The sequence below is a fragment of the Streptomyces thermodiastaticus genome, assembly GCF_014656135.1.
Classification (GTDB): Bacteria; Actinomycetota; Actinomycetes; order Streptomycetales; family Streptomycetaceae; genus Streptomyces; species Streptomyces thermodiastaticus.
The window spans coordinates 1-12,230 of record NZ_BNBV01000027.1 but is presented as its reverse complement, the minus strand read 5'-3'; the positions used below and the strand labels follow the sequence as shown (position 1 = coordinate 12,230).

The following is a 12,230-nucleotide window of genomic DNA, read 5'->3' as shown; positions in this document are numbered from 1 at the left end:
GGACAATTGGGGGCGGGACGTGTGCGCGATCACCGACGGCGCGATCACCGAGCGGGTGGAGTGGATGGAACGAACGACGACGACGAGTCCGCGGACCAGCTCGGACACGGCGGCAGCCGCATCGCACCGCACCATGACCGTCTTCGGTCCGGCCGACGAACAACGCCGCCGCGGTGTGCGCCGGATGAAACTGACCGCGACCGCGCTGCTGGTGTTCGTCGCGGTGGTCTACGTCCTGGCCAAGGCCGCCCAGCACGCCGGCGCCGGGGCCTGGGCGGGCTATGTCGCCGCCGCCTCCGAGGCCGGCATGGTCGGCGCCCTCGCCGACTGGTTCGCGGTCACCGCCCTGTTCCGGCATCCGCTCGGCCTGCCCATCCCGCACACCGCGATCATCCCCACCAAGAAGGACCAGCTGGGTGTGTCGCTGGGGGAGTTCGTAGGGGAGAACTTCCTCTCCGAGGACGTCGTACGGCAGCGGCTGCGCGCCGTCGGCATCGGCAGCCGGCTGGGGGCCTGGCTGGCCCGGCCGGAGCACGCCGACCGGGTGACCGAGGAACTCGCCACGGCGCTGCGCGGCGCCCTGACCGTGCTGCGCGACGCGGACGTGCAGGCGGTGGTCGGAGAGGCGATCACCCGCCGGGCGGCCGCGCAGGAGATCGCACCCGGCCTCGGCACCCTGCTGGAGAAGATCGTCGCGGACGGCGGTCACCGCCGGGCCGTCGACCTGGTGGTCTCCCGCGCGCACGACTGGCTGGTGCTGCACGGCGACTCGGTGATGGACGCCGTGCAGGGCGGGGCGCCCGGCTGGACCCCGAAGTTCGTCGACCGCAAGGTCGGTGAGCGGGTCTACAAGGAGCTGCTGCGCTTCGTCACCGAGATGCGGGACATGCCGAGCCACCCGGCACGCGGCGCACTCGACCGCTTCCTCACCGACTTCGCCGCCGACCTGCAGACCGACGGCGACACCCGGGCCCGGGTCGAGCGTCTCAAGAGCGAGGTGCTGGGCCGCGGCGAGGTGCAGGACCTGATCGCCTCCGCCTGGTCCGCCGTCCGCTCCATGATCGTCGCGGCGGCGGAGGACGAACGCAGCGAACTGCGCCTGCGGGTACGCGCCTCCCTGCTGTCCCTGGGCAACCGGCTGGCCGGCGACGCCCGGACACAGGGCAAGGTGGACCGCTGGGTGGAGGGCGCCGCGGTGTACGTGGTGACGACGTACCGCAAGGAGATCACCTCGCTGATCACGGACACCGTGGCGAGCTGGGACGCGGAGCACACGACCCGCAAGATCGAGGCGCACATCGGCCGTGACCTGCAGTTCATCCGCATCAACGGCACAGTGGTCGGCTCCCTGGCCGGGCTGCTCATCTACACGGTGACCCGGGTGCTGGGAGCGTAGCCGAGTCGCTGCGGTGCGTGCGCGGCCCGTGTCCGGGGCACCCGTCCGGGCGTTCTCCTCGGTGAGGAGGGTGCCCCATGACCACCGCAGACGCCGCGACCGGCCGCACCGTGACCACCGACATCCCCGCCCGGCTCGACCGCCTCCCCTGGTCCCGCTGGCACTGGTCGGTCGTCGTCGGCCTGGGCACGGTGTGGATCCTGGACGGCCTGGAGGTCACGGTCGTCGGCAACATCGCCGCCCGCCTGTCGGAGCCCGGCAGCGGACTGCCGATCACCTCCGCCGAGGTCACGGGCGTCGCGGCGGCCCTCTACGTCGCGGGCGCGTGCAGCGGCGCCCTGTTCTGGGGCCGGCTGACCGACCGGTTCGGCCGCAGGAAACTGTTCATGATCACCCTGGCGGTGTATCTGGCGGCCACGGCCCTGACCGCCATCTCCTTCCACGCGTGGTGGTTCTTCCTCTTCCGTTTCCTGACCGGCTTCGGCATCGGCGGCGAGTACGCGGCCATCAACTCCGCGATCGACGAACTGATCCCCGCCGCCTACCGCGGCCGCGTGGACCTGATCATCAACGGCAGCTTCTGGCTCGGCGCGGTCGCCGGCTCGCTGCTGTCGGTCGTCGCGCTGAACACCGGCATCCTGCCGGCCGACGTGGGCTGGCGGGCGACCTTCGCGCTCGGCGCCGTCCTTGCCCTGGTGATCCTGCTGGTCCGCCGGCACGTCCCGGAGAGCCCGCGCTGGCTGCTGATCCACGGCCGGGACCGCGAGGCCGAGGAGGTGGTGTCCGGCATCGAGGGCGCGATCGAGTCCAGGCGGAGCGGACCGCTGCCTCCGCCGCACGGCGAGATCACCATCCATCAGCGCCGCAGCATCTCCTTCACGGAGATCGGCCGCACCGTCTTCGCCCGCTATCCCAAGCGCGCCGTGCTCGGCTTCTCCCTCTTCGTCGGCCAGGCCTTCCTCTACAACGCCATCACCTTCGGCTTCGGCGCGATCCTGACCCGGTTCTTCGCCATCCCCGCCGATCACACCGGCTACTACTTCGCCGTCATCGCGGCCGGCAACTTCCTCGGCCCGCTGCTGCTGGGCAAGCTCTTCGACACGGTCGGCCGCCGCGTGATGATCTCCTCGACCTACCTGCTGTCCGGCGTGCTGCTGTTCGGCACGGCCTGGCTGTTCGGCCGTGGCTCGCTCACCGCGACCACCCTGACGGTCTGCTGGTGCGTGGTGCTGTTCTTCGCCTCCGCGGGCGCCTCCAGCGCCTATCTGACCGTCTCCGAGATCTTCCCGATGGAGACCAGGGCGATGGCCATCGCCTTTTTCTACGCCCTGGGCACCGCGGCCGGCGGCATCAGCGGCCCGCTGCTGTTCGCCGGCCTGACCGGCACCGGCAGGACCGGCGACACCGTGCTCGCCTTCTCCATCGGCGCCGCCCTGATGTGCGCGGCGGGACTGGTCGCCGTCTTCCTCGCGGTCAAGGCCGAACGCCGCTCCCTGGAGGACATCGCCACACCGCTGACGGCGGTCACGCCCCAGGAGGGGCCGACGGCCACGGGCACCGACGGCAACGGCGGCCCTCCGGACATCCGGCCGCCGTCACCGCCGTCCTCGAACCCGGCCTGACGACCGGCACAGGTCAGGCCGCCGCGCCGGAGATCCTCATCCGTCCGTCAGTCACCACGCCGGTCGGCGACGAGGTACGAGGCCAGGGCCACCGCCCCGGCGACACCGAACACCGAGGGCCAGGCACCCACCTTCTTGGCCAGCGGGTGCGAACCGGCGAACGCCGCGACATACGCGGCGGTGAGCGCCCCCGCCGCCTTGCCGCCCGCACGCTTGGTCCACTGATGGGCGGCCGCGGCCCCGGCGACGGCCAGGACGGCGCCGCCCAGCTGCCGCTTCTTCGTCCAGCGCGCCACGCCGTACCCCCCGACGAGCCCGCTCGCGGCCACCGCCGCCGTGGGAACCTTCGCCAGAATCTGCGCCATCACTGCCTCCCGGCTTGCGAGATAGAAACAAACCGAGGCTAACGCTCACGTTCCGGCACCCGAGCGCGCACCCCACCGGCGAGGAAACGTACCGCCGGGGCGTCCACCGGGAGCCCGGGTACGTGTCGTTGTGTCCTGCACGCAAGACACCCGCCGAAACCCCACCACGCGGCCTCCGGCCGCGACCCCTACCCTCCCCCCCCACGCCCCGCCCCACCACCCCCTGTTCACCCATCCGAGGCAAACCTGAGTCCACTCTTGTCAAGTTTCATCCTTCGAGTTATATAAGCAGCAGAGGGCATCGCAAGAAGCGCCTCACGAAAGGAGTGACCTGTGATGCTCATGCGCTCCGACCCGTTCCGTGAGCTCGACCGCCTCACCAGGGAGGTCTTCGGCCCGGACCGCCCCGGAGCGATGCCGATGGACGCCTACCGGTCGGGTGACGACTTCATCGTCCACTTCGACCTCCCCGGCGTGGACCCGGAGACGATCGACCTCGACGTCGAGCGCAACGTGTTGAACCTCCGCGCCGAGCGGAAGTCCCCCGCCCCCGAGGGCGCGGAGATGATCGCCGCGGAACGCCCCACGGGCACCTTCACCCGCCAGCTGTTCCTCGGTGACACGCTCGACACCGAGCGCATCGACGCCTCCTACGACGCCGGCGTCCTCACACTGCGCATCCCGGTGGCCGAGCAGGCGAAGCCGCGCAAGATCCCGATCGCGGGCGGCAGCGAACGGAAGCAGATCGGGAGCTGATCGGGAGCTGATCTCCGCCGCCCCGACACCGACCACTCCAGGAAAGGCGTCCCGCGGATCCGGTACCCCGCCGCGGGACGCGGCCATGCCCGTACGCAATCCAGGAGGAGGACCGCACAGATGACCGCGACGACGGTCCACAGTGTCACGGTGCCGCGTGTGACCCTGCCCAGCGTCACGACGACCAAGGTCCCGTCGACACCGACGTCCGCCGCAGCGCTCCCGCACCGTGAGCCGGCCTTCGACCTGCCCGCACAGCGCAGGACGCGCGGCGGCGAACCGGACTGGACCGACCTGACCGAGCGGGTGCGGGACGCCGGCCAGTACCCGACGCGGGCGGAGGCCGAACGCGTCACCCGGATCGTCCTGTCGGCCCTCGGCGGCCACGTCACCGCCGACGAGCGTGTGGAACTGGCCCGCGCCCTCCCCGAGGAGGCCGCCCGTGTGATCGCCTCCCAGATCCCGGTCACCCGCCCCCTGACGGCCGCGGAGTTCGTCGAAGCGGTGGCCGCCCGCATCGACGGCTCCACCCCGGCCACGGCCCGCTGGGACGTCAGCTCGGTCCTGAGCGTGGTGGCCGACCTGATCGACACCGACCTGCTGACCCGCATCCTCGCCCAACTCCCCTCGGGTTACGCTCTGTTGTTCGGCCGCGCGGAACTGAGCCCGGCCCAGTAGCAGGCACCTCGCCCCCTGGCCCGGCCGGCGACACCCGTGGGCCGGGCCAGGGGACGCGGCGCCGCGCCGCGGGCCGGGCACATCACCGCACGCAAGCGCGACATGTGAAGGCAGGCTGTGCTCCGTGCTCACCTCGGAGAACCCCGTCGGCGACTGGGACTGGGAAACCATGTACAACACCGAGGTACGGCCTGCCCGAGCGATCGAGACCGCCGTGGCCGTGTGGAAGATCCTGGCCCGGCATGAGCTGGCCCTGCCTGGGGGAAGGGCGACCATCTCGGCCCGATCCGTGCACGACGGACGCATCGACCGCGTCGAGGCCGCGGCCCTGCCCCTGGAGCGCGAACCGCTGTCCTCCGGCACCGCCCTGGCCGCGGTGGTCGACAGGGCCAACTCTCTCGCTGACGGCAGTTCCCTGGGGAGGCAAGCCCGGGCGGACCCGCGGAGGAGTGTTCTGTGATCAGAATCGTCGATCCGGTCGCCAGTCGGTCTTGGGAGACACTGGCGGCTTCAACAGCGGCGGGCGACCTGGCCTGCCTGCTCGCACAGTGTGCGCGAGAAGCACCCGGTGTCTGGGCGGTCCTCAAGTCACATGGCCTTGCGGACGCGAGAGCACACGTGGACCTTGCTGCTCGGGATGCAGCGAGCGGCGATGTCGTCCTGCGAAAGCGGCGACTGCGGGTCGATCTCCCCGCCGTCGAGTTCGAGCGAACTCTCACTCTCCACCACGTACTCAGTGAGCTGGAGAATCAGGACATCGCTTATGTGACGGTCGACCTGTCATTGCCAGGCAGTGTCCTACGCGGCAGCAGACGATGCTCAGTCGAACAGCTGTTCGTCATCACTGTGGACATGTGGCCCAGTGGTGCTGCAACGACCACCCTGCACACCTTCTCCGACTGCTGGCTGTCGCACGATCTGCGCGGTCACAAGCAGCCTGATGTGCAGAAGCAGAATGCTGCGCTCCTCCGGGCCGCGCTCGGGGCCGTCACGGAGCAGCTCGGTACACCCGATCGAGCCCTGGGATCCGGGTGTTCATGGTGCGCCCACGGAGTTCGGGTTCGAGGACTTCCCGGACGATGACCCAGATCTCCTCGACTCCTGGTTCATGTTCGAGGTACCGAGACGTACCGAGTGGCTGCATGGAATGGTGCCGAAGGACACCCCGCGATACGGCACTACGACTTCAGCGCCTGTCGACTTCGTCCAGGTGGCAATCGGTGACAGACCGATCGGATATGTGTGGGCGGATGCGAGAGGTGATGCGGCAGGTTACGAGCCGCGTCCCGCCGCGGGACATGCTGCGCTCGACGTGGCGCAGGACTGGCTGATGTTCCTCGGTAAAGCCAGACGACGTGGACTGTCAGCGCGTGATGCCTTGCATGAAGCCATACGGTGGCCCGGGACCGACCGATCCGGGACTGTGGTGCGGGACTCACTGCGAACATCCTGTTCGGTGGAGGACGTGCAGGACCTGTCGGGCCGGGAATACCCTTCGGCGCATGCGCTGCCGTAGGTGGACCGATTACGACAACAGACCCCCAGTGGGGGACCTGAACTGGCGCTATGGCTGTGCGCGGCCTGCCGTCGGCTCAGGGCCCTGGTTGCGGACGTGCCCCGCTCGATCAGACGGCGTCATGCGCCGTCGGGCTCCCGTCCGGGACCCCGACGCTCGCCCGACAGGAGCGCCTGGTGTCTCCTGCGCCTGAAGTGGCGCCCACGCCACAGGGTTGAATGTATTCGCGGCACTGTCCTGGGCGGCCCGGACTTCTCTGCCCTCTGATGCCGACCCCCTGCCGAGGTCACCCCGCGCGAGTCCTCGCCCCTCGACACGCTGCAAGAGTGTCAGGGCCTGTACCGTCTCGGATGCCAAGTGACCGGACTCACGGGGCAGACGACCTGGCCTTGGCGTGGTCTGGTCATCGCGGCAGGCGTGGCACCGCCGCGCGCTGATTCCTTGCCTATGGCCGGTTCCGCACCATCGGCTACGAACTGCATTGTGCTGGCCTTCGTTGCCCTGATAGGCATGAAGATCGTCCTGTCCGCGGCGTGCTTGCTGCCGGGCACGACTATGAGAACGTAACGCTGGCAGAGTGCCTCGGGGGGCCGTGACGGGGTGGGACATCACACCCAGTGGGGTGGAGTCGATTCTGTCGCTGGTCGGGCTGGCAGCAGAGGACCTGAGCAAGGACATCAAGGGCTACGGCAAGAGTGTCGAGGAGGCCGCCCAGTGCGCGGGCACGACCAGTGGTCCCTACTGCGGACCCGCGCCCGCAGGTCCGGTCGGTGCCGCGGTGGCGAACTTCGTCTCTGACACCCAAGGGCAGATCACGTTCATGGCGGCCCGTATCAGGAAGACCATGGACGGCACCGTCAAAGCCACCAACGCCTATGTCGAGGGCGATCTGGAGATGGCTGCGCGGTCGCAGCGTGAGGCGGCCAAGGTCCCCACGGCTGCTGAGCTGCGCGCTAGCAAGTCGGCATTTCAAATGGACTACCCGATGAGTCACCGTGTGGCGATCCTCGATGTGCATGAATCGCTGGAAAATCTCACCCCGCGAATCTTTGAGGGAGTTGCACATCTCGCGCAAAGGTCCGCAAGTTACCTACCTACTCCGATTCGAGGATGGCGCTATCACGGTCCCATCTGAAAACCCCGTATACCCTTAAGGGGCAATCATGTCAATGCTGATGCGTGCACCGCAGCCTTGCGGATCTTGGTTCTGGGATCTCGGCGAAGTCGAAGAGCCAGGGCTTGTGTCAGCGCTAAAAATCGCCGCACGCATGGTTGATGTTCTGCGGGAGCATGACCTGCTCGACCCAGTCATGCTTGAATACCGCTGGTACGTACTCGGTGCGGGTTCGACAGGTGTGACAAGCGGTCTACTTATTCCGACAACGCCATTGAACGACCCGAAATTGTCCGAGAAGGTGCTGGCTAGTCGGCCTATTGGCTTCCCCGATGCTGAGGTGGGCGACCTAGAAGTGATCGGCTCCGGTTTGTGGATCACTTCAGAAGGTGCCTCCCGGAAAGAGTCGCGTTTGATCGACTTGAGTGTATCGCCGGATCCCTTCGGCCCGTCGGCTGAGGTTGCAGTTCATCATGACATCTGGTGTTGGTTCGACTTCTCTGGCCGTCCGCACCCTGAGGTCTACAATCAAAATGCTCCGCGGCTCGCCAAGGCGTTGGAAGATTTGACTTCCGTGCTGGGTGTGACACCTGAGGCAGGAGAGCCTACTTACTTTGGTCATGCGCATGGGTGCGGAATCTCTACGCCTGATTCGTGTGATGACGGACTCGGACCAGACTTGACAGACAAACTCTGAGATCGGATTGTGTATCCGTCGTAGTTTTGAATTATTAGTTTCTCTTGGCTGGGTTTACAATGCCCAAGGATGCAGTGCATGCCGCAGAGCGCTTTTGCTATCACCGTTGAATATCCCGATATTGAAGCCCTTCTGGCCGCCCTGCACGCAGGCGGCCCCGACCTGCGTATGAAGCAGGCAGGTCAGGGTGCCGTAGCACAGCTCTGCACCGAGGACGGAAACCCGGTGGTCTCTCTGGAGGCTCCGCGTTACATACAGGTGCCCGGAGAGACAGCGCGGCTACTGGGCGACGTGGTGCACAGGGACGGTCCTCTGTGGTGGACCGAGGTCCGTGCGAGCACGGCCGTACCGGAAGCGCAGCGGCTGGCAGCCTCCATTGCCGGCCGCCTGGCAGCTCTCCTCGACGGTGTTACCTGGCCCTCTGAGGCCGCCGCCCACACAGAGGTTGTCACCCTGCCCGCTGTCGGAACACACCCGTCACCCGGCGACGGGGATGGCGTCCTTGCCGAAGCCGACGTGCTGACCGACCAGTCAGCCGTCATCCTCTACGACATTCCAGTCCTGGCGGTCACTACCTGGCTGACCGAACTTCTGCGCACCACTGAACAGACCGGCCGTCACCTGTATCTGGTCACCCCGTCTTCGGCCCGCCTCACTCTCGCTGCCCGTACCGTCCTGGACCGTGCCGCCGCCCGGTGGGTTATCAGGGACCCCGGGGCCGGCTACTACGACGGCTTGTCCGGCATGGTTTTGAGCTGGCGCGATGGTCACTTCACGCCCGTCACCGATCCGAGCCCGACCGTCGCGGAAGCTTTCCGGCCACCAGCGGGCGGCGCCGTCGAGCTGTCGTATCTTGCATGGGGAAAAAAGGCCCAGATGTTCCAGCCTGCTGTCGATCAGCTAATTTTCGCGGATGACCTGGTGAAAAGCGGAGTTCCTTCTTCCGCTATCTGCTTTGAGCAGAAGAATCATTTTGGCGCCGACGTGGATGTTCAAGTAAGGGATAGTGCCGGTGAAGTTTACGCCTATCAGTTGAAACACCTCAACAATCCTGCGGATCCGGTTAACGAAATCACGCGAGTGAAGTACCTGGGTCAGCTGGAGAAAGCTGAGGTCCACCATCGAATACTCCTTGTGGACGGCGGCCAGGGCACGAAAGCTGACTGGATATCTCGCGGCTATTATGATAGACCGCTCGAATTGGAGCAGGGTTGGCGCGTGCGAGATGGGAAGCCAATCGTGCGATATGGCGAGCCGGTTACGTTCGTTATCCGTCTTGAGGATGGCAATCTCGTTATTCCGCCCGGAAGACAGCTCGATCCAGAAGGCAAGCTGTGATCACTTCAAAAAACCCAGTTGGTGACTGGACTTGGGAACTGACGCTGGACGAGAAAGAGGCTCGTCCTGTCAAGGCAGTGAAAACTGCTGCGGCTATCTGGAGCGTCCTGGCCCGGCACGAGCTGTCGATCCCCGGGGGGCGGGCCAGGGTGTCGATCCAAGTCACGCGCGGCCCACGCGTTGAAAGAGTGGAGGCATCTGGGTTGCCCCTGGAGCGTGAACCGCTGTCTTCCGGCACCGCTCTGTCCTCTCTGGCGGACAAGGTAGACGCCCTTGTTGGCAACGAGGTTTTCGCTAATGTCCGTTTCGAATGTCCGGGCTATTGGCTGGAGTCGGGGGTCAAGTACCGGGCAGAGATACTGTTCGTCGTCCAGGTAGATCTCTGGCCCAACCGCATGTTCGTGGTGACCATCGAGACGTACCATGACGCATGGTTGACCATGGACACCCGTGACCGTGAGCAGCCAGAGATTTACGCGCAAAACGCACCCCGGCTGACCGCTGCTTTGAAGGAGCTCGCTGCGCTGTTCGGGAGCGCCCCTATCCCGGGTGACCCCAACCGGCACGCGACTCCCACCGAGTTTGGCTTCGAGGACCCAAGGATCGAAGGATTCGCGTACGACGACTCGTGGGGGACGTTCGAGGTACCTGGCCGTGCGGGGCTGCTCGAGCGCCGCATCCCGGCCTCCGAGGACGAGTACGAAGGTATCACCGACCACCCGGTCCGCTACTTCACCATCCAACGAGACGGCCAGACGCTCGGCTACCTCTGGGCCTCCACCGGTGACGAGGCCGCAGGCTACGAACCTCGAACGGCGCTTGGTGAGGTTGCATTTGAAGCAGGTGCCCAATGGCTTCTCCGCCTTCGCGAAGCCCACGCCAAAGGGATGAGCGCACTTGCCGCACTGTCCTGGGCGGCGCAGACCTCGCCGCCTGCCGATGCCGGCCTCCCTGCCGAGGATGCCCCGCGCGAGTCCCCGTCACTTGACGCTCTGCAAGAGCTGTCAGGTCGGTACTAGTCCCGAGAAGACACCACGTGACTCAACATGTAGTTGTCCTCACCCAGAGAATGCCGGACACACAGAGTCTGCTAGCCGCCCTTTACGCTGGCGGCCCGAATCTGCGGGTCAGCCGCGCAGGCCAAGGCGCTCTCGTGTACCTGCGCACGGAGGATGGCCGTCAGGTGGCCTCGGTTGAGGCACCTCGGTTTATACAGGTAGCGGGAGAAGCAACACGTTTGCTTGCACCGGCCGTCGAGACGCAGCTACCCCTGTGGTGGACCGAGGTCCGTGCGAGCACGGCCGTACCGGAAGCGCAGCGGCTGGCAGCCTCCATCGCCGGCCGCCTGGCAGCTCTCCTCGACGGTGTTACCTGGCCCTCTGAGGCCGCCGCCCACACAGAGGTTGTCACCCTGCCCGCTGCCGGCACACACCCGTCACCCGGCGACGGGGATGGCGTCCTTGCCGAAGCCGACGTGCTGACTGACCAGTCAGCCGTCATCCTCTACGACATTCCAGTCCTGGCAGTCACTACCTGGCTGACCGAACTTCTGCGCACCCCTGAGCAGACCGGCCGTCACCTGTATCTGGTCACCCCGTCTACGGCCCGCCTCACTCTCGCTGCCCGTACCGTCCTGGACCGTGCCGCCGCCCGGTGGGTTATCAGGGACCCCGAGGCCGGCTACTACGACGGCTTGTCCGGCATGGTCTTGAGCTGGCGCGATGGTCACTTCACGCCCGTCACCGATCCGAGCCCGACCGTCGCGGAAGCTTTCCGGCCACCAGCGGGCGGCGCCGTCGGCGAACGCCAGCTTCTTCTGTCTCTGCGCACCATCCACCCCGCCGACGAACACCTGCTCCTCGGCGGCGCCTTGGAGTGTGCCTGGCAGACGCTGACTGGTGAACCGCCCGCCGTCTGGTCCACGGCGGAACCGGTGAACGTTCCCTGGTCCCGTCGGCAGCTGACGGACCTGGCCCGGACCCGGGCGCGGTGCGGAACCCCGACCTGGCTTGTGGCGATCGGCAGCCCCGGCCAGCCCGGGATAGCCACTCAGCAGGTGCAGCACACTCGTCTCGGCGTTGAGGAGCACATCACCCTCGCCTTCGGCTACACCGCGGACAGGCCCGCCCCCTTGGACCGGCTGCCTCACCTGGCCGAGGAACTCGCTGCCCACCACAACCTGGCCACGATGGTTACCGAAGTCCGGGCCGCGCGCGCCGACCTCACTGTTCCGGCTCACTATGAGCCGCCCGCCCTCCCCGTCTCGCTCACACTCGGCCCGGACGCGGTGGCGGACTTCGGACTCAACCGTGCGAATGCCGCACTGCCCGACGCGCCACCTCTGCGGCTTGGCTCGAAGGCCCGGCCGGCGTTGTACTACCAGCTTGGCGATGGAGACGAGCCTGTGGCGTGGCGGCGCCTTCAGGCTTTGATGCGGTGCCTGGACTCACCTGCATAAGGCGGGCGGCAGGCACCGCGCGGCGGTCCAGATGCAGGCGCTCAAGCGAGGGCTGAGGGCCTGGGCGGCTTCAGACACCAGGTTCATCTTTGCCGCACGCGCCTTGCCAGGTCCGGCCGGGATACGGATGGCTCGTGGGAGCCAGGACGCAGGCCGGCCGAAAGCGCCCCTGAGGGCTGTCCCGTAACTGCTGGTCATGGGTGAGATGATCACGTCGTGGCTGGTGTGATCACGGCGTCGGAGCCCTCCTGGACAGCCCGGTTCACCGGGCTGAGCCCGCGGCAGTTCGG

The 12,230-nt window shown here is 67.0% G+C and carries 12 protein-coding genes; 10 read left to right on the top strand and 2 right to left on the bottom strand.

Features of this window, described 5'->3' with window-relative positions; translation table 11 throughout:
• Window positions 1-64 precede the first annotated feature (64 nt).
• A complete protein-coding gene (locus IE286_RS21550; RefSeq protein WP_372462563.1) occupies window positions 65-1,396 on the top strand; it encodes a DUF445 domain-containing protein in 1,332 nt (443 codons plus the stop codon).
• A 77-nt stretch (window positions 1,397-1,473) separates the two neighbouring features.
• Entirely contained in the window at window positions 1,474-3,018 is a 1,545-nt protein-coding gene (locus tag IE286_RS21545) for an MFS transporter (RefSeq protein WP_189798414.1), read from the top strand.
• Window positions 3,019-3,065: 47 nt separating this feature from the next.
• On the opposite strand, the gene IE286_RS21540 is transcribed toward IE286_RS21545, so the two are convergent.
• Window positions 3,066-3,371, bottom strand: coding sequence for a hypothetical protein (locus tag IE286_RS21540; RefSeq protein ID WP_189798468.1), 306 nt, complete (start codon window positions 3,369-3,371; stop codon window positions 3,066-3,068).
• 348 nt (window positions 3,372-3,719) lie between these two features.
• On the opposite strand from IE286_RS21540, the gene IE286_RS21535 reads away from it, so the two are divergent.
• From IE286_RS21535 to IE286_RS21525, 3 genes are all read left to right on the top strand, one after another.
• A complete protein-coding gene (locus IE286_RS21535; protein ID WP_189798413.1) occupies window positions 3,720-4,139 on the top strand; it encodes an Hsp20/alpha crystallin family protein in 420 nt (139 codons plus the stop codon).
• 120 nt (window positions 4,140-4,259) lie between these two features.
• On the top strand, window positions 4,260-4,817 hold the full coding sequence (locus IE286_RS21530; protein ID WP_189798412.1) for a DUF2267 domain-containing protein: 558 nt from the start codon (window positions 4,260-4,262) through the stop codon (window positions 4,815-4,817).
• 124 nt (window positions 4,818-4,941) lie between these two features.
• Window positions 4,942-5,277 carry a hypothetical protein gene (locus IE286_RS21525; RefSeq protein ID WP_189798411.1) on the top strand — a complete coding sequence of 112 codons (336 nt, stop codon included), beginning with the start codon at window positions 4,942-4,944 and terminating at the stop codon, window positions 5,275-5,277.
• 128 nt (window positions 5,278-5,405) lie between these two features.
• On the opposite strand, the gene IE286_RS21520 is transcribed toward IE286_RS21525, so the two are convergent.
• Window positions 5,406-5,546: a hypothetical protein gene (locus IE286_RS21520; protein ID WP_189798410.1), complete on the bottom strand. Its 141-nt coding sequence runs from the start codon at window positions 5,544-5,546 to the stop codon at window positions 5,406-5,408.
• A 1,364-nt stretch (window positions 5,547-6,910) separates the two neighbouring features.
• Here IE286_RS21520 and IE286_RS21515 point away from each other — a divergent pair.
• The 5 genes from IE286_RS21515 to IE286_RS21495 all read left to right on the top strand — a co-directional run bounded on the left by IE286_RS21515 (window position 6,911) and on the right by IE286_RS21495 (window position 11,940).
• Window positions 6,911-7,468: a DUF6507 family protein gene (locus IE286_RS21515; protein WP_308437392.1), complete on the top strand. Its 558-nt coding sequence runs from the start codon at window positions 6,911-6,913 to the stop codon at window positions 7,466-7,468.
• A 28-nt stretch (window positions 7,469-7,496) separates the two neighbouring features.
• Window positions 7,497-8,144 carry a hypothetical protein gene (locus IE286_RS21510; RefSeq protein WP_189798408.1) on the top strand — a complete coding sequence of 216 codons (648 nt, stop codon included), beginning with the start codon at window positions 7,497-7,499 and terminating at the stop codon, window positions 8,142-8,144.
• Between the two features lie 78 nt (window positions 8,145-8,222).
• Window positions 8,223-9,482, top strand: a complete 1,260-nt coding sequence (locus IE286_RS21505) for a DUF6177 family protein (protein WP_189798407.1) — start codon at window positions 8,223-8,225, stop codon at window positions 9,480-9,482.
• Window positions 9,479-10,501 (top strand): hypothetical protein, encoded by a 1,023-nt coding sequence (locus IE286_RS21500; protein WP_189798406.1) that lies wholly within the window; start codon window positions 9,479-9,481, stop codon window positions 10,499-10,501. The genes IE286_RS21505 and IE286_RS21500 overlap by 4 nt, the downstream gene beginning before the upstream one ends.
• Before the next feature lie 134 nt (window positions 10,502-10,635).
• Complete coding sequence (locus IE286_RS21495; protein WP_308115069.1) at window positions 10,636-11,940, top strand: DUF6177 family protein; 1,305 nt, start codon at window positions 10,636-10,638, stop codon at window positions 11,938-11,940.
• Window positions 11,941-12,230: the final 290 nt, after the last annotated feature.

Coding starts and splice junctions, on each gene's coding strand:
- IE286_RS21530 (WP_189798412.1), top strand. CDS start 4,260: ATGACCGCGACGACGGTCCACAGTGTCACGGTGCCGCGTGTGACCCTG.
- IE286_RS21505 (WP_189798407.1), top strand. CDS start 8,223: ATGCCGCAGAGCGCTTTTGCTATCACCGTTGAATATCCCGATATTGAA.
- IE286_RS21545 (WP_189798414.1), top strand. CDS start 1,474: ATGACCACCGCAGACGCCGCGACCGGCCGCACCGTGACCACCGACATC.
- IE286_RS21535 (WP_189798413.1), top strand. CDS start 3,720: ATGCTCATGCGCTCCGACCCGTTCCGTGAGCTCGACCGCCTCACCAGG.
- IE286_RS21510 (WP_189798408.1), top strand. CDS start 7,497: ATGTCAATGCTGATGCGTGCACCGCAGCCTTGCGGATCTTGGTTCTGG.
- IE286_RS21550 (WP_372462563.1), top strand. CDS start 65: ATGGAACGAACGACGACGACGAGTCCGCGGACCAGCTCGGACACGGCG.